General features: G+C 35.6%; 16 protein-coding genes. 8 read left to right on the top strand and 8 right to left on the bottom strand.

Annotated elements, in window-relative coordinates; all coding sequences use genetic code 11:
- The first annotated feature begins 22 nt into the window (after positions 1–22).
- Positions 23–787: a lysophospholipid acyltransferase family protein gene (locus AC000W_RS00235; RefSeq protein WP_474745063.1), complete on the top strand. Its 765-nt coding sequence runs from the start codon at positions 23–25 to the stop codon at positions 785–787.
- Positions 788–838: 51 nt separating this feature from the next.
- On the opposite strand, the gene AC000W_RS00230 is transcribed toward AC000W_RS00235, so the two are convergent.
- The 4 genes from AC000W_RS00230 to recA all read right to left on the bottom strand — a co-directional run bounded on the left by AC000W_RS00230 (position 839) and on the right by recA (position 4376).
- Positions 839–2287, bottom strand: a complete 1449-nt coding sequence (locus AC000W_RS00230) for a hypothetical protein (protein WP_474745061.1) — start codon at positions 2285–2287, stop codon at positions 839–841.
- Positions 2288–2299: 12 nt separating this feature from the next.
- Positions 2300–2830: an RNA polymerase sigma factor gene (locus tag AC000W_RS00225; protein ID WP_474745060.1), complete on the bottom strand. Its 531-nt coding sequence runs from the start codon at positions 2828–2830 to the stop codon at positions 2300–2302.
- 31 nt (positions 2831–2861) lie between these two features.
- Entirely contained in the window at positions 2862–3281 is a 420-nt protein-coding gene (locus AC000W_RS00220; RefSeq protein WP_474745059.1) for a hypothetical protein, read from the bottom strand.
- A gap of 87 nt (positions 3282–3368) precedes the next feature.
- Positions 3369–4376: a recombinase RecA gene (recA, locus tag AC000W_RS00215; protein ID WP_474745057.1), complete on the bottom strand. Its 1008-nt coding sequence runs from the start codon at positions 4374–4376 to the stop codon at positions 3369–3371.
- Between the two features lie 291 nt (positions 4377–4667).
- On the opposite strand from recA, the gene trhO reads away from it, so the two are divergent.
- From trhO to AC000W_RS00180, 7 genes are all read left to right on the top strand, one after another.
- Positions 4668–5699 (top strand): oxygen-dependent tRNA uridine(34) hydroxylase TrhO, encoded by a 1032-nt coding sequence (gene trhO, locus AC000W_RS00210; RefSeq protein WP_474745055.1) that lies wholly within the window; start codon positions 4668–4670, stop codon positions 5697–5699.
- 165 nt (positions 5700–5864) lie between these two features.
- Positions 5865–7028, top strand: a complete 1164-nt coding sequence (locus tag AC000W_RS00205; RefSeq protein WP_474745054.1) for a PSP1 domain-containing protein — start codon at positions 5865–5867, stop codon at positions 7026–7028.
- On the top strand, positions 7021–7509 hold the full coding sequence (locus AC000W_RS00200) for a gliding motility lipoprotein GldH (protein WP_474745052.1): 489 nt from the start codon (positions 7021–7023) through the stop codon (positions 7507–7509). Before AC000W_RS00205 ends, AC000W_RS00200 begins: the two co-directional genes overlap by 8 nt.
- A 5-nt stretch (positions 7510–7514) precedes the next feature.
- Positions 7515–9863 carry a transglycosylase domain-containing protein gene (locus AC000W_RS00195; protein WP_474745050.1) on the top strand — a complete coding sequence of 783 codons (2349 nt, stop codon included), beginning with the start codon at positions 7515–7517 and terminating at the stop codon, positions 9861–9863.
- A gap of 2 nt (positions 9864–9865) precedes the next feature.
- Complete coding sequence (locus AC000W_RS00190; RefSeq protein WP_474745048.1) at positions 9866–10564, top strand: CoA transferase subunit A; 699 nt, start codon at positions 9866–9868, stop codon at positions 10562–10564.
- Positions 10564–11217: a 3-oxoacid CoA-transferase subunit B gene (locus AC000W_RS00185; RefSeq protein ID WP_474745046.1), complete on the top strand. Its 654-nt coding sequence runs from the start codon at positions 10564–10566 to the stop codon at positions 11215–11217. The genes AC000W_RS00190 and AC000W_RS00185 overlap by 1 nt, the downstream gene beginning before the upstream one ends.
- Positions 11218–11560: 343 nt before the next feature.
- A complete protein-coding gene (locus AC000W_RS00180; protein ID WP_474745044.1) occupies positions 11561–12085 on the top strand; it encodes a GNAT family N-acetyltransferase in 525 nt (174 codons plus the stop codon).
- On the opposite strand, the gene AC000W_RS00175 is transcribed toward AC000W_RS00180, so the two are convergent.
- The 4 genes from AC000W_RS00175 to AC000W_RS00160 form a co-directional block, all read right to left on the bottom strand.
- On the bottom strand, positions 12082–13239 hold the full coding sequence (locus tag AC000W_RS00175) for a methionine aminotransferase (RefSeq protein WP_474745043.1): 1158 nt from the start codon (positions 13237–13239) through the stop codon (positions 12082–12084). The two genes, AC000W_RS00180 and AC000W_RS00175, sit on opposite strands and share 4 nt — an antisense overlap.
- A gap of 27 nt (positions 13240–13266) precedes the next feature.
- Positions 13267–13536 carry a hypothetical protein gene (locus AC000W_RS00170; RefSeq protein ID WP_474745041.1) on the bottom strand — a complete coding sequence of 90 codons (270 nt, stop codon included), beginning with the start codon at positions 13534–13536 and terminating at the stop codon, positions 13267–13269.
- Positions 13537–13538: 2 nt separating this feature from the next.
- On the bottom strand, positions 13539–16808 hold the full coding sequence (locus tag AC000W_RS00165; protein ID WP_474745040.1) for a VCBS repeat-containing protein: 3270 nt from the start codon (positions 16806–16808) through the stop codon (positions 13539–13541).
- A gap of 96 nt (positions 16809–16904) precedes the next feature.
- Entirely contained in the window at positions 16905–18374 is a 1470-nt protein-coding gene (locus AC000W_RS00160) for a RagB/SusD family nutrient uptake outer membrane protein (RefSeq protein ID WP_474745038.1), read from the bottom strand.
- Between the last annotated feature and the right edge of the window lie 5 nt (positions 18375–18379).

Here is an 18379-nt window from a genome sequence, read left to right as displayed (position 1 = left end):
TGAAATTCTTACTTTTGATACAATGCGAACCTTTTTTAGGCATATAGGACATGTAATCTACCGCATTTGGTTCTATATTTTGGTGGCCATTCCCATTTTTGTGCTTTTTCCCTTACTTTTTATTTTTTCAATATCAGAGAGAACATATCCTCAGTTTTTTTGGTTAGCAAGGAACGTTTGGGCCAATTTTATACTGTACGGTATGTGGTGTGTCCCAAAAATTAAATTTGAACAAAAGATGGAAGTAGGAAAAAGCTATATGCTTATTGCAAACCATACCAGCATGTTAGACATTATGTTGATGTTGAAAATAAGCAAAACCCCTTTTGTATTTGTTGGCAAGAAGGAACTTGTGAAAATCCCTGTCTTTGGTTTTTTTTATAAACGAGTTTGTATTATGGTAGATAGGGATAGCAGTAGAAGCAGGGTAGGTGTTTATAGAAGGGCACAAAAAAGACTAAATGAAGGTTCCAGCATTTGTATTTTCCCCGAAGGAGGTGTGCCTGATGAAAAACTTGTTTTGGATGAATTTAAAGATGGAGCCTTTAGAATGGCAATTGCCCATAAAATTCCCATTGTACCTATGACTTTTTATGATAACAAAAAACGGTTTTCGTTTACTTTTCTTAGCGGAAGCCCAGGCCCTATTAGAGCCAAAATACATTCATTTGTGGAAACCGGAATATTGGATGAAGATGACAAGTCAACATTAAGGGAAGAAGTGCGGGAGACTATCTATGACGAATTGGTTGCTGATGCAAAAAATAAACGCCCCACAGAGTTGTGAGGCGTTTAAAAACATCACTGTAAAGAACAGTGATTACCTAACCAACATCTTCTAAAATTTAAATTTTATACCGCTATAGACCCCAATTGAATAAGGCTGAAAATTCCCGGAAGCCTCAGAAAATGTATTCAAATGATATTTAAACATAGGCTCAACATTGAGCTGTGTTTGCGGTGTAAGTTTGTAATTTATTCCAAAACCAAAATTGGTACTAAAATTAATGGGGTTTATATTATTGGCTTCTCCAATTTCTGTTGCAAGACCATCAGATTCTAATATAACATTGTTATTTATCAAAAGCATGGAGCTAACTCCGCCAATTAAATTAACACCTATTTTTTTATCTATTAATGCATAATTTAATTCTAAAGGCATTTCTAAATAACCAAACTGTTGTAGCATATTACCATCCAAAGAGGCATCGGCTGCTGAAGTCTCATCATTTGCAAAAGCTTGCGGTTTTGAACTACTTTCCACAACAATATTTCGGGAACTTTTGGAATAATCTATATTGTCTATATCTGCCGAACCATTTAGAGTTGAAGAAAAAGCAATATCATTGGTGCTATAACCGTAATCGGCACGATGAATACCAGAACGGAGGCTCAATTTTTTGCTGATATCGTAAGAAACGTTAATACCAAAACTAAGGTTTACATCTCCGGATTTAGAATTGGAAGTAAAATCCGAATCTATAGGAGACCCATTACCAATACCATTATAGTAAACAGGCGCAATACTTGGGCCAACAGACCATTTTTTTGAATTGTTTTCCACTACTTCATCTTCCTTATTTGTTTCCTCTATCTCATCAAAAATGGATTTTTTAAGAGTTTCTTCTAAAACATCTTCTTTTTTCTCATCAACTAGAGCGATAGCTTCTTCATTTTCGGTATTCAAAAGATTTTTTTCAAGTTCATTTTCTTTTTTATTGATAACATCATGAATTTCATCCTTGGAATCATCTACTTTATTAAGAACAGCAACAGCTTCATTTTCAGTATTTGACTGGAAATTATAATTATCGGTATTTTTACTTAATGTTTTTAAATTAGATTCATTCTTTGCCGCATTGACTGAAGTAATTTGGGAATTTTTACCAGAAATACTTGTAGAAGACATACTGTTGCCATTTAAATTACTGGAATTGGAATCAATTTCACCTGTAGTAACAACTTGTTCTTCATCAACTAAATTTGGCACACCCAAATCCTTGGCGGAATTTGATTTTTCTACGTTTTCTGGAACTACAGTGTTTTCAACATCAGTAATAACAGGTTCAACACTACTATTTTCACCTTCAAAAGGATTTATTATATAAAATAAAATGGCCAGTAGAGCTGCCACGCCTCCAAGTCTCCACCAGATGGGGATAATTTTTCGGTCTTTTTTATTATTGTCCAAAGAAGCTTCGATGGATTTCCAGACTTTCTCATCTGGAACCTGTTCAAAGTTTTTAAACTTTTCTTGGAACAAATTATCTAAATTCTTTTTGCTCATTTTTTTAATGCGTTAGGCAATGTTTATGCTTTCTTTTTCGATTTTTTCTTTTAATATCATTCTTGCTCTTGCAAGATTGGATTTTGACGTTCCTGTGGATGTTCCCAAAAGGTCACTTATTTCTTTATGGGAATACCCATCCAAAACATAAAGGTTAAAGGTTGTTCTGTATTTGTTTGGGAGTTCTTGTATATAGCCCAGTAATGTTGCAAGGCTAATATCCGTGTAACTTGTTTCCACAGTGGCTTCTTCTTGGTAATTTTCCGAAACCAGGTTTAAATATTCTTCTTTTCTATATTTCTGTAATACAGTGTTTACCGTTATTCTTTTTATCCACCCTTCAAAAGAGCCCTTTTTGGTGTATTGGCCTATTTTATTAAAAATGGTTAAAAAACTATCGTGAAGGTTATCCTCAGCCTCTGTCTTATTCCTGGAATATTTTAGGCATACACCAAACAGTACACTCGCATACTTGCGGTATAGTTGTTCTTGGGCTTTTTTATTGCCCTTCTTACAATCGTGTATGAGCCTGTCTAAACTCAAAATATTGGTTAGGTATTTAGTTTATAAGCGCTTAGTTTACTGGGATATCGACCTCTATAAATTGAGGATTTCCATTTTCATCTTCCCCACTCCAAAATTTAAAATGATATGTATCTGAATATAGTACTTGAAAATCAAAAGAAGTTTGAACTTCTTGATTCACCTGTACACAAGTTGTTTGATCTGTTAAAACAGAACCAACTACCACAACTTCACGTGTAGTTTGATCTACCTTAATTACATCAAAACCTTGAAAAAAAGTACACTCATCTGACCTAAGATACGTAACATTAATTTGATAAGTATCATTTACGTCAAAGGATTCTGGCACCTCAACATCTACAATTTGTAAATAGGTAAACTCAAAGTTTACATCATCATTGTCCAAGCTGCAAGACCCTAAAGTTATGGCAGCAAATAGAACAATTATATAGAAAAACAACCTCTTCATAACTCATGATTTTCTTCCTAAAGATGAAAATTAAAAATAAAGGTTGCGTTTACAAATAAAAAATCCCGCTTTTTGCGGGATTTTAACTTATTCTTTTATAGCATTCAGGGCTTCTTTTATTTTACCTTCTAGCTCTTCGAGCAGTTCTGGGTTATCTAACAAGAGACTTTTTACAGCATCCCTACCTTGCCCAAGCTTAGTGTCTCCATAACTAAACCAAGAGCCACTTTTTTTAATAATCTCGTACTCTACGCCAAGATCCAAAATTTCCCCTACTTTAGAAATTCCTTCTCCGTACATAATATCAAACTCAGCAGTCCTAAAAGGCGGCGCCACTTTGTTTTTCACCACTTTAACACGGGTTTTATTTCCTTGTACAGCACCATCAGTATCTTTTATTTGGGTAGACCTTCTAATATCCAACCGGACAGAAGCATAGAATTTAAGGGCATTACCACCGGTTGTAGTCTCAGGATTTCCAAACATTACTCCAATTTTCTCACGCAATTGATTAATAAAAATCACGGTACAATTGGTTTTGCTTATGGACGAAGTCAATTTTCTTAGGGCTTGTGACATCAATCTGGCATGTAATCCCATTTTGGAATCACCCATTTCGCCTTCAATTTCACTTTTAGGAGTCAATGCAGCAACGGAATCTATAATAACAATATCAATTGCTCCAGAACGTATTAGATTATCCGCAATTTCTAATGCTTGTTCCCCATTATCTGGTTGGGAAATAATAAGGTTGTCAATATCCACGCCTAAATTTTTGGCATAAAAACGGTCAAAAGCATGCTCTGCATCTATAAAAGCAGCAATTCCCCCATTTTTTTGTGCCTCGGCAATGGCGTGCAAGGTTAAAGTTGTTTTACCAGACGATTCTGGACCGTAAATCTCTACAACCCTTCCACGTGGGTAGCCCCCAACACCTAAAGCAATATCCAACCCTAATGAACCAGAAGAGATGACCTCTACATCTTCAATTACACTATCCCCCATTTTCATGACAGCGCCTTTTCCGTAGGTTTTGTCCAGTTTATCCAATGTAAGTTTAAGGGCTTTTAGCTTTGCGTCTTTTTCTGTGCTCATTATATATTAAGTTAGGAAGGCTAAATTACCAATTCTTTTATCATATAACAATGCCAACGCAACCTTTTTGTAAATGATGCATCTTAAAGACAAACTAACTCATATTCCATGGTTTTTACTATGGGCAACGATGGTCATACTCTTTCCATTTTGTTGTAATTTCTATGAAAAAGAGAACATATAGAGATGGCCTTAAAAGAGCTTCGTAATTCACGAAGCTCTTTTTAATTTAAGGCGAATTACTATCTTTGCCCTTTTAAAATATTCTTTAACTTAAACTATTGGTATAGCATGCAACTGTACAATACATTAAGTGCAAAGGAAAGAGCAGCAATGATTGAGGAGGCCGGTAGAGAACGGCTTACCATCTCTTTCTATAAATATGCACATATAGGAAACACCCAGATTTTTAGAAATCACTTATTTATTCATTGGAACGAGCTAGATGTCCTAGGAAGAATCTATGTTGCCAATGAGGGCATAAATGCTCAATTATCTGTCCCTGCGGATAATTTTGAAGCTTTTAAATCACATTTAGACAGTATTGTTTTTTTAGAAAATGTTAGGCTTAATATAGCTATAGAACAAGACAATAAGTCGTTTCTAAAACTAAAGGTAAAAGTTAGGCATAAAATTGTCGCGGACGGATTAAACGATAATACATTTGATGTTACCAATAAAGGGATTCATGTTAATGCTGAGAAATTCAATGAGCTTATTGAAGACCCAGATACGGTATTGGTGGATATGCGAAATCATTATGAAAGCGAAATAGGTCATTTTAAAAATGCAGTTACACCAGATGTGGATACATTTCGGGATTCTTTGGATATAATTGAAGAGGATCTAAAAGACCATAAAGAAGATAAAAAATTGGTGATGTATTGCACAGGAGGAATCCGTTGCGAAAAGGCTAGTGCATATTATAAACACAAAGGATTTAAGCAAGTTTATCAATTGGAAGGTGGAATTATTGAGTATGCCAGACAAGTAGAAAAACAAAAGCTTGAAAATAAATTTATGGGCAAAAACTTTGTTTTTGACCATAGAAGGGGAGAACGTATATCCCAAGATGTAATTGCAAAATGCCACCAATGTGGCAATCCTTGTGACATACATGTTAATTGTGCCAATGAGGCTTGCCATCTATTATTTATTCAATGTAAATCCTGTGCAGAAAAAATGAACGATTGTTGTTCTGATGCTTGTAAAGAGATACACGCGTTGCCTTTTGAAGAGCAAAAAAGATTGAGAAAAGGGAAACATGCAAGCAATAAAATCTTTAAAAAAGGACGGTCAGAGGCACTAAAATTCAAAAAATAGCTACGCTATATTTTAACTATTAAACCGAGATTTCATTTAACATCCATTTATAAGCTTAGATTTCTTATCTGTAACAAATTGTGCTATCTTTACCTTTAAGTAAATTTTTATGAACCTTATTTTAGTGAAATAGCAATTTCTTTTCACTAAATCAATATATAAAACATGGGTTGTAGCAGTTGTTCAACTGGTAAAGACGGCCAGCCTAAAGGGTGCAAAAATAACGGCACTTGTGGTACCGATGGCTGTAATAAATTAACGGTTTTTGATTGGCTTTCCAATATGTCTCCACCAAATGGGGAAGAGCAGTTTAACTGTGTAGAAGTCCGTTTTAAAAATAGCAGAAAAGAGTTTTTTAAAAATACAGAAAAGCAATCCCTTTCTATTGGGGACATTGTAGCTACTCAGGCAAAATCTGGACATGATGTGGGAATGGTTACCCTAACGGGCGAATTGGTCCGGGTACAGATGACCAAAAAGAAAATCGATTTTAAAGACCCTGAGCTTCCTAAAATATACCGAAAAGCATCACAAAAAGATATTGATATTTGGCAGAAATGCCGAAACAAAGAAGAAGAAATTAAGAAACGAGCTCGTGAAATTGCCATAGTTCTTAATTTACAAATGAAAATTTCTGATGTTGAATTTCAAGGGGATGCATCAAAGGCCACATTTTATTATACTGCTGAAGACAGAGTGGATTTTAGACAGTTGATAAAGGATATGGCCAAAGCCTTTAGTATTCGTATAGAAATGCGCCAAATAGGCTATAGGCAGGAAGCCCAACGTTTGGGTGGTATAGGTTCTTGTGGGAGAGAGTTATGTTGTTCTACTTGGTTGACAGACTTTAGATCTGTAAGTACTGCTGCGGCACGCTATCAACAGCTTTCATTAAACCCCCAGAAATTGGCGGGGCAATGTGGAAAATTAAAATGCTGTCTCAATTATGAGCTAGACATGTATTTGGATGCATTAAAAGATTTCCCTTCGAACGACAGCAAACTTATGACAGAAAAAGGTCTTGCCTTTTGTCAGAAATCAGATATTTTTAAAGAAACCCTTTGGTTCTCTTATAGAAATGAACCTGCAGTTTGGCACACCTTAAAAAAGGAGCAGGTTGCAGAAATTTTGGAAAAAAATAAAAAAGGGGAAAAGGTAGAAAGCTTGGAGGAATATTCGGAGGACAATATAGTCGAAGACAAAAAAGTATTTGAAAATGTTGTTGGCCAAGATAGCCTTACTCGTTTTGATCAACCAAAGCGAAAAAGGAACAGAAACAAGAACAAAAATAGGAGAAACAAGAACAAGAAGCCTGTAAAAAATGGATAAAAGACTGTTTTTCATAGTAGTCTTACTCATTTTTACAAGTAGTTGTAACGATGATAAGATCTTATTTTCGGAGTATAAAAGCACAGAAAATGGCAGTTGGCGGATGGATGGTATAATGGAATTCAATTTTTCTGACATGGACACCATCAATCCGCACAATTTATTCATCAACATAAGAAACGACAATACATTCCAGTACAGTAACCTTTTTTTAATAGCAGAATTAAACTACCCTAACGGCGAGACTGTAAAAGATACTTTGGAATATGAAATGGCACTACCAAATGGGCAGTGGATGGGAAAAGGCAACGGAAGTGTTAAGGAGAATAAATTATGGTATAAGGAAAACATCGTTTTTCCTGTCGGCGGCGTATATAATGTAAGACTGTCCCACGCCATGAGAAAAAATGGAAATGTGGAAGGCATAATGGATTTAGAAGGGATTTCCGATATAGGATTTCAAATTGAAAAAAGTAATTAAAAGCTATGGCAAAGGCTGTAAAGAAAAAGGAGAACAAGGGTTTCCTTAAATATATTAAGTGGTTTTGGATTTTGTTTGCAACTGGTGTTCTTTCTTTTGCACTCTTATTTTTATTGGCTTCATGGGGGGTTTTTGGTGAAATGCCAGCTTATGAGCATTTAGAAAATCCCAAAACCAATTTAGCTTCTCAGATAATATCTTCAGATGGAGAATTGTTGGGTAAATTTTATTTGGATGACAACAGAACCCCAGTTTCTTTTGAAGATTTACCGCAAAATTTAGTAGACGCTCTTGTGGCTACTGAAGACGCCCGTTTTTTTAACCATGCAGGAATTGATGCGCGAGGAACTTTAAGAGCAGTGGCTTATTTGGGTAAAAAAGGGGGCGCAAGTACAATTACACAACAACTTTCCAGACAATTGTTTATTGGTGCTCGTGAAAAGGAAAAAAAGACGCAAGCCATACTTCAAAAAGCAAAAGAATGGGTTTTGGCCACCAGATTAGAAAAGCAATATACTAAGGAAGAAATCATTGCCATGTATCTTAACATATATGATTTTCTTAATAATGCTGATGGAATTCGGTCCGCTTCGAGAATTTATTTTGGAAAAGAACCTATTGACCTTAAAATAGAAGAATCGGCTGTATTGGTGGGCATGCTCAAGAATTCATCATACTACAACCCAATTAGAAGGGAAGAATTAGTCCGCAATCGTAGAAATACGGTGTTAGGGCAAATGGCAAAGTATGATTATATCACCGAGAAAGAAAAAGATTCGTTGCAGGCTTTGGATATGGACATTAATTTTAGTCCAGAAAATCATAGGGAAGGTTTGGCCACCTACTTTAGAATGAATTTGCAAAAATTCATGAACAATTGGATTGATAAAAACCCTAAACCGGTAATGGAAGATGGTCGCGATAGATATAATCTTTACCTAGATGGTTTAAAAATATATACAACTGTAGACTCTAGAATGCAAGCCAATGCGGAAGATGCTGTAAAAGAGCATATGAAAAAGTTGCAGGCGGAATTCTTCAATCAAAACACACCAGATAGAAACAGGACAGCTCCTTTTTTAGATTTGGAACAGTTTGAGATAGATGCCATTATGGAGCGGGCCATGAAAAATTCACATAGATGGCGTGAAATGAAAAAACAGGGAAAATCTGAAAATGAAATACGTGCTTCTTTTAAAAAGGAAACAGAGATGACTGTTTTTGATTGGAACAGTGACACCCAAGAAAAGGATACGGTAATGACACCGTTGGATTCAATTAGGTATTACAAGACTTTTTTAAGAACAGCCATGATGTCCATTGAACCACAAACTGGTCATGTTAAGGCATGGGTCGGAGGGTTAAATTACAAGCATTTTCAATATGACAATGTAATTCAAGGAGGTCGCCAAGCAGGCTCTACATTTAAGCCTTTTGTATATGCCGCAGCAATTGACCAACTAAGATTATCGCCTTGTGATTCCTATCCAGATACTCAATATTGTATAGAAGCAGAAAAACATGGAAACCCAGAACCCTGGTGTCCAGATAATTCTAATGGAAAATTTTCAGGTAATGAATTAACTTTAAAAAAAGCCCTTGCAAATTCTATAAACTCTGTTACCGCACAGTTAATAGATATGGTAGGGCCAAAATCAGTTGCTACTATTGCAAGAAATACGGGAATAACTAGAGAGATATTAGAAGTACCATCTATTGCACTAGGAACACCAGATGTAAATGTATATGAAATGGTTGGAGCCTATGGAACTTTTGCCAATCAAGGGGTGTATGTTAAACCTGTAATGGTGACCCGTATTGAGGATAAAAACGGGCAGGTATTGTTTGAATATGTGCCAGAAACCAAAGATGTGTTGAGCAAGGATGTGGCCTATGCTATGATAAATCTTATGGAGGGAGTTACCCAAGGAGGGTCTGCCGGTGCGCGACTAAGACATTCCTCTAATAAAGACAATTATGTTTATAAAGAAATAATAACAGGTTATCCTTATGGATTAACAAACCCTATTGCAGGTAAAACAGGTACTACACAAAACCAAAGTGATGGTTGGTTTATGGGGATGGTTCCCAATTTGGTAACGGGAGTCTGGGTTGGTGGAGAAGATAGAGCTACACATTTTAAAACCATAAATTATGGACAGGGAGCGTCCATGGCACTGCCTATTTGGGGCCTTTATATGAAAAAGAATTATGCCAATGAGGAAATTGGTGTTTCCACTGAAGAATTTCCCAAACCAGAGAATTTGTCCATTGAGGTAGATTGTACCAAGTATAAAGAGGATACGGAACAAGATGTTGATCAAGAAGATGATTTGGAAGACTTAGATTTTTAAAAATGATACGTAAGACCGTAGTCAATGTCAAAGAAGCATTAGAGGGTGTCAGTAATGGCATGACATTTATGTTAGGTGGTTTTGGCTTGTGCGGAATTCCAGAAAATGCAATTGCAGAGTTGGTTCGTTTAGAGATTAAGGACATTACCTGCATCTCTAACAATGCAGGAGTAGATGATTTTGGCTTGGGGCTGTTGTTGCAAAAGCATCAAATAAAGAAAATGATTTCCTCTTATGTTGGCGAGAACGATGAATTTGAGCGCCAAATGCTAAGCGGGGAATTGGAAGTTGAATTGACACCCCAAGGAACGCTGGCAGAAAAATGCAGGGCTGCACAATCTGGATTCCCAGCATTTTATACTCCTGCTGGTTATGGAACCGAAGTCGCCGAAGAAAAAGAAACCAGAGAATTTAGCGGTAAAATGTATGTGCTAGAAGAAGCTTTTCAAGCAGATTTCTCGTTTGTAAAAGCATGGAAAGGGGACGAAGCAGGCAATCTTATTTTTAAAGGTACAGCGCGTAATTTTAATCCATGCATGTGTGGAGCTGCAAAAATTACTGTTGCTGAGGTAGAAGAATTGGTTCCTGCAGGAGAATTAAACCCTAACGAGATTCATATACCTGGAATATTTGTACAAAGGATTTTTCAGGGGAAAGACTACGAAAAAAGAATAGAGCAAAGAACGGTAAGACAAAAATAATGCTCGATAAAAACGGAATAGCAAAACGCATTGCCCAAGAAGTACAAGATGGCTATTATGTAAATCTTGGTATTGGCATTCCTACATTGGTGGCGAATTTTGTTCGCAAGGATATTAATGTGGAATTTCAAAGTGAGAATGGAGTGCTTGGAATGGGACCATTCCCTTTTGAAGGAGAAGAAGATGCAGATATTATCAATGCGGGCAAACAAACGATTACAACGCTTCCGGGCGCTTCTTTTTTTGATTCCGCCCTTAGCTTTAGTATGATACGCGGGAGGCATGTAGACCTTACTATTTTGGGCGCTATGGAGGTTGCGGAGAATGGTGATATTGCCAATTGGAAAATTCCAGGAAAAATGGTCAAAGGTATGGGTGGTGCAATGGATTTGGTTGCATCTGCCGATAATATTATTGTAGCCATGATGCATACCAATAGAGCTGGGGAATCTAAATTGTTAAAAAGATGCTCTCTACCATTAACAGGAGTTGGTTGTGTTACAAAGATTGTGACTAACCTAGCGGTTTTAGAAGTTACACCTAACGGTTTTCTTCTAAAAGAACGAGCTCCTGGAGTTTCTGTGGACGTCATAGAAAAGGCAACGGAAGGCACTTTATCTGTTGATGGAGAAATCCCAGAAATGATAATTTAAGAGTGCATTTCATCGATGCCGCAATCACAATCATTTTATTGGCAACATTATGGAATTACTTTACAACATAAATTTAGATGTTGCGTTATTTTATTTTATATTTAGAATGTATTAAAAAGGTTTTACCCAAACCTTACAATGTATTAAACCTAAAACCTATGGAATCCCAAATTAACCACAAGCCTGTTGAAGAAGAAATCTATGTAAATAGAAACACTTTTTATAGAGGTGTATTGATGTTGGCAAAGAAATTATTTATGTTATAATTAGAAGCCAAAACAAAATAAAAGGAGCAAAGCTAATAAGTTTTGCTCCTTTTTTATTTTTAGAATAAATTGGTTGTATGAATCTTCACATTAAAAAATGCAAGACTGACCAACTACAGGAGCTAATTCATATTTCCAAAAAAACATTTGTTGATGCTTTTGAAGCTGAAAACAACCCTGAAGACTTTAAAACTTATATTGAGATTGCTTTTAAGAAGGAAAAGATTTTACGCGAACTCCAAAACCCAAATTCATATTTCTATTTTGTTTACTACGATGATATTATAACCGGGTATTTTAAATTGAATGAATGGGATGCCCAGACGGATATAAAAGAAAAAAACTCCTTGGAATTGGAACGCATTTATGTATCGCAAGAATTTCAGAGTAAGAGAATAGGAGAATGGATGTTGGGCAAAGTAAAAACTCTGGCAAACAAAATGCAGAAAGAATATATATGGTTAGGAGTTTGGGAACATAATGAAAAGGCAATTAGATTTTATGAGCGCCATGGCTTTTCAAAATTTGGAACACACCCTTATTTTATTGGTAGAGATGAGCAAACCGATTGGTTATTGCGTTATGATTTGAAATATGATTAAATCTTATTCAAGATTTCTATGGCCTTTTCTAAGGTTTCTTTCTTTTTTCCAAAGCAAAATCTTAGTTGTTTATTGTCGAGATTGTCAACATTAAAAACGGAAATTGGAATACAAGCCAGTTTATACTCTTTTATTAATCGTTCAGTAAACTCTACATCACCTTCGTTGGTTATGGCCGAATAATCCAAAAGCTGAAAATAGGTTCCTGCACTAGGCGAAAATTTAAACTTTGAGTCTTTGATTCCTTCAAGAAAAAAATCACGTTTCTCTTGAAAAAAATCACTTAAGCCAAGATAATTCTTTGAATCTTTAAGATATTCTGCTAATGCTATTTGTGTAGGATGGTGAACACTAAAGACATTAAACTGGTGTGTTTTCTGAAATTCTTTCATCAATTCTTTTGGCGCAACACAGTAGCCCATTTTCCAGCCTGTTGCATGAAAGGTTTTGCCAAAAGAAGCGCAGATAAAACTTCTGGAAGCTAAATCATTATATTTTGAGAGACTATGGTGTTGCCTTCCATCAAAAACTATATGCTCATAAGCTTCATCACTAACAACAAGAATATTTGTGTTTATTAAAATCTCTTGTAATTTTAGAATATCCTTTTCAGAAACAATAGTTCCGCTAGGGTTATGTGGTGTATTTATAACCACCATTTTTGTTTTGGGCGTTATTTTACTTTTAAAATCTTGCCAATCAATTTCATAATCTTTTCCTCGTAATTGAACAAAAACTGGAATCCCACCATTTACTTCTATTGCGGGCTCGTAACAGTCATAAGCAGGTTTAAAAACAATTACCTCATCACCAGGTCTAATAAATGCAGAAATGGTTGAGAAAATTGCTTGAGTAGCTCCAACCGTGATGGTAATCTCGGTTTCAGGATTGTATTTAATGCCATATAGCGTTTCAATTTTTTCTGAGATAACTTCTCGAAGAGAAAAAACCCCCTGCATAGGGGCATATTGATTGTTATTTCCCTTCATTGCTTGGTTTACCAATTTGATAAGGTCCGAATCCATTTCATAATCTGGAAACCCTTGAGAAAGACTTATTGCACTGTGTTTTTTTGCCAACATATTTACAGTAGTAAAAATGGTGGTTTTTACATTGGGTAATTTTGAAACAATACTTTTGTTGCTATAAGTCATGAGATATGGCTATTGTACATAAATGTACTAAAAAGGGCAGGAATTAATTTTTTGTTTTTGTAAGTGTGCCAGCACTTCTGCCAAACAATGTTCCAACTCTTTTTTGATTTCACTTTCCCAAAATTGGAATACCTTATATCCTGTAGCCCATAAAGCCTTTCTAAAAGCCAGTTCTGGTTTGGTGTACTTTCCACGTATCTTTCCCATGATTTTGGAGCGTTTGGGCGTGGTATAAAAACCAGATTCCTCCTTAAAACGTGGAACCTTTATTTTGTTCTCTGAATATTTTTTGGACATAATTATAGTTTAAAAAACTCTAAAGGACCATTATTGTTGGCAATAAGCGCAAACTTGTTTTGGTTAATAGAAATAAATTTAATGTTCTTTGTATTGTTGCCCAAATAGAAATTTAAATCTTTATAGGGTTTTAGACCACCATCTTTATTTCCTAAGAGTATATAACCAATATTGGAATCGTATCGAATGGTTTCAACCTCGGTTTCATGTATAGCACCAGCACCTATTACATCCACAATACCATCACCATTTACATCTGTTATACCAAAAGCCAAAGTAGGTCCAATTTGAGCGGTATTTGGCAATTCTATTATTTCAAAATCACCATTCCCTAGATTTTTTGCATAAATAGAAACAAAGGTCTGTACTGTCTTATGGTAAGCATTTTTAAGCTTTTCATCTCCATAAATATCAATTAAGGTTGCATTGGCAAACTCTTTGTAGGTGGTCAATTTATTTTGTATAAATGAATTCTGTTCAGTTGAACATTCCTTGCCCCGAACAGGGACCAAATTTCCTTTATACACCTTACTTAAAACCATATCATAAGAACCGTTATTATCAAAATCAGTTCCATAAATATGTAACGGCTTTTCTTTTGATGGATGAAATTTATTGTTCTTTCCTAAATTCCCTAAAAAATAGTCGGTATCGCCATCATTATCAAAATCTAAGGAAGATATTGTATTCCACCAACCTTCAGTATTTTTAAATACAGTTGGTTCTGCTTTTGAATATATTCCATTTTCATTTTCAAAAATTGTAATTGGGAGCCAGTCACCAACAATAATCAAATCATAATCCCCATCATTATCATAGTCTGAAAAATCAATGTCATTTATTAACCCAAGGATTGAGAATTCTTGCGCAAATTTGTTTGTAGCCAGAACGAACTTTCCATTGTTGTTCTCCAAAATATAAGATGTATCTGATAATGGATACTTCCCAGGGATAGCATGGGCACCAACAAGGATGTCTTGATCACCGTCACCGTCTAAATCTGCATTTAACACAGTTTTACTATTGGTTTTAATTACCGGAATATTTGTTGATTTAGAGAAGTTCCCTTTCCCATTATTTATATATAGTCTGTCTTGCAACCTTGGGCTTTTAGGATTAAACTCGTAACCACCGCTTATAACATATAGGTCCATATCTTTGTCCCCGTCCGCATCAAAAAAGATAGCATCTATATCTTCAAAGGAAGAGTCTTTTTTGAAAACGTTTTGTTGGTGTTCAGAAAATTTTCCCGATGAGTTTTGTAGAAATAACGTACTTTCCTGATTACTACCTCCACCTAAATAAATATCTTCAAAACCATCACCATTAACATCTGCAACAGCCATTGCAGGTCCAGATTGAGATAATTTTTGGGGTAGTAGCACTTGTTTTGAAAAATCATTGAATTTATTTTCCCGATGCTGAAAATCAATTCCCATATTTTGGGATTTATAGGGGGTAAACTTTCTATTTACTGTTATTAGAGTTGGTGGGAGATGGACAGAAGTATTTTGGTTTAGTTTGATTGATTGGTTTACTTCAAAATTTTCCACTATTGTGATATTGTCATTTGGCCAGATGACTTCCAGTTTTTTTATTTTTTCAGCGTTGCCCAAACCAAATATTAACTTATTCGTCATGGAGGACAGATAACCACGGCTAACCTGCATTTCTTGTAACTGTTGATTATTTTCTGTATATACTTTAACTTTTGTGCCAACAGCATTTATATTTTTAGCACTACCTATTAATGAAATAGAAAGATAGTTGTTTGTGGCATTATTCTCATAAAGTGTTGCTTGATCCGACATGTTGTTCATAACCAAATCTAAGTCTCCATCATTGTCAAAATCAGCATAGGCAGCACCATTAGAATTTATTTTTTTGTCAAGACCCCATGTTTTGGAAGTGTTGGTAAAGCTTAAATCTCCATTGTTTTTATAACTGTAGTTTGCAAGTTTATCGGAGGGCATGTATTCAATGACTTCCATTTTGGTCATTTCAATCTGTTCCTTCATATTCTTACGAACTTTGTGAATATAATCTTGATTAGCAAAATTACGCTCTACACCATTGGTTATAAAGGCATCTTTTAACCCGTCACAATCAAAGTCAGCAATCAGCGGCCCCCAACTCCAGTCAGTTTTGGAAATACCAGCAAGTTGACCTATATCGCTAAAAGAGCCATTCCCATTGTTTAATTGTAGTACATTGGCCATATAGGCATAATGATATTTTTCATTTACCATCCGCTCAAAGCTTTCAGTGTTCATTGTTGGCATATTCTCTTTGCTTCGCACATGATCTTCAGCAGACATTTCCAAGACCATTAAATCGGGCAAAAAATCATTGTTAATATCGGCAAAATCGGAACCCATACTGTTATAGCTAATATGCTTTAACCGTGTGTTTATTTGATTGGAAAAAGTGCCGTTTCTATTATTGATGTATAGATAGTCTGGAGCTAAATAATCATTGGCTACATATATATCTGGCCAACCATCGTTATTAAAATCCCCTATTGACGCACTTAGTCCCCAAGCCTTATTTGTTACTCTAGATTGCAAGGTTACATTGGTAAAACGAACACCATCATTCCTAAATAATTGGTCAGAAGTTTCGGGAAAAAATTTTTGATTTTCTCTCTTTTCTATTCTTGATGTGTTTTCAAAATCCACCCGGTGATTAACCAAATACATATCCAAATCTCCATCTTTATCATAATCAAAAAAATACGATTGTATGGAAAAACCTGCATGGGCCAATCCCCATTTTTCAGCTTCTTCTTTAAAGGATCCATCTTTTTGGTTTATAAACAGCTTATTTTTCCTATAATCCTCATTATTCAGTGAGGCCGATTTGCACACATAAATATCCAACCAACCATCGTTATTTATATCAATCATTGTAACTCCGGTTGACCAGCCTTTTGAATCAGAGGTATTGGAGGCAGTAGTAATGTCTTTAAACTTGAAATTTCCTTGATTAAGGTACAGCTTATTGGATTTTTGGTTTGATACAAAATAAATATCTTCCAATCCATCATTGTTAATGTCCCCAACCGCCACGCCAGCACCTATAAGGGCATATGTGTAATTAATACAATTAAAGTCATTGGTTTGTCTTACAGTGTTAACAAAATCTATTCCTGTTTTATTTTGAGGAACCATTGTGAAAAGTGTACTACTATCTGATGTTTTCTTCTTTCCTTTTTCCTGATTTCTACAGCCAACAATTAGCACTATAAATAATAAAAATAAACGCTTTGTCATCTTTGGAAGCTTTTATTTACAATATAAAAAAACAGCGTGTTTATACACGCTGTTTTTTTAAAATAGAGTTTTTTTTAAAAAACTAATTCAAATTTATTAGTAACCAGGATTTTGATCAGCATCAGTTAAAGCTGCATTGGAATTGATTTCCGCTGCTGGTATAGGGAGCAATTCATGTTTGCCAGCCTGGAAATTACTTCCTGCCAATTCTGTAGCTGCATTGCCCCAACGTAAAATGTCGTTAAAACGCACTTGTTCACCTGCTAACTCACATTTTCGTTCATGGACAATGGCATCAAAAACCTGGGTAGAGGTTAAAGTTGTTGGTAAAGGGTCCAGACCTGTACTTGGTCGAGTTCTTACCTCGTTTATATAACCTACGGCTCTTGCTGGATCGGCTTCGTAAACACATTCTGCCATCATCAGCAACACATCGGAATAACGTAAATATTTAAAATTAATACCCGATGCCGCATCTTCTGATGCCTCGGCATGGTAATTTTGGTACTTTTTCCAACCAGCCCTATAGATTGTACCACTGGCATCTGCCAAATCAGCTTCCTGGATGGTGCCGCAGCAATAATCATCACCGGGCTGATAAAAATTATCCTGTATTCTTCCATCACCTGCTTCATATTCATCTAATAAATCATCATTAATGTGCACATTGTACCAATTTAAAAGACCATATTCTTGACCACGGAAACCAGCTTCGGCAGTTCCTGTTGATGGAATACCCCAAGGTTGCCCTCCAATTTCATCATCGTATGCTATTTCGAAAATTGACTCTTGCCCAAATTCATTTTCTTCAGTAAAGTTGTCAAAATAGTTATCTTCTAGCTGAAATGAACCGTAAATTTTTTCAAATTCCGTTAGGGCAGTACTTTTGTCATTTCTGAACAAATAAACTTTTCCTAAAAGGGCAATGGCAGCTTCTCTGGTTGCCCTACCAGTGTCCTCTACATCTTTTGAGCGTAGCATTGTAGTAGCATCGGTTAAATCTTGTATAATGATATTATAAATATCGTCTGCAGATGAGCGTGGTTGGTGCTCGGTGCTAATACCATCATTGATGGGCACACCGCCATAACGGGTAACCAAAAAGAAATAATAAAGCGCTCTCATATACTTGGCCTCCCCAATAAACTTGTTCTTCATTGGTCCTGGAAGGTCGTTATCTGATATTTCATTGATTTTTTCTGCATTGTTAATGATTAGGTTACAATTGGTAATCCCTCTATAACAAGCCTCCCAGTATAGTTGAATAGCCCCATGGTTGGAGTTGAACGAAAATTGAATATATTCAACTTTATCAGCTTCCAGCTGTTGGTTACGACCGTTTTCCTGTGCCATATTGTCCATCATAAAAAACATATGACGTGAATATAGACCTCTTTCTTGCAAAGATGCATACGTTGAATTAACGGCCGATTCTACTTGTGCGGCAGTTGCGAAAAATGTTTCTGGCGAAAGCTCGTTAGGATTGGTCTTGTACAAGGAATCCTCATCACAAGAAACGAACAATGCAATCGCAAGGGTTACACATATAATGATTTTATTTTTCATGATTT

It is taken from the genome of Saonia sp. (assembly GCF_056326165.1).
Note: the sequence above shows the minus strand (reverse complement) of the source record. Positions and strands in the feature narration are given on the sequence as shown.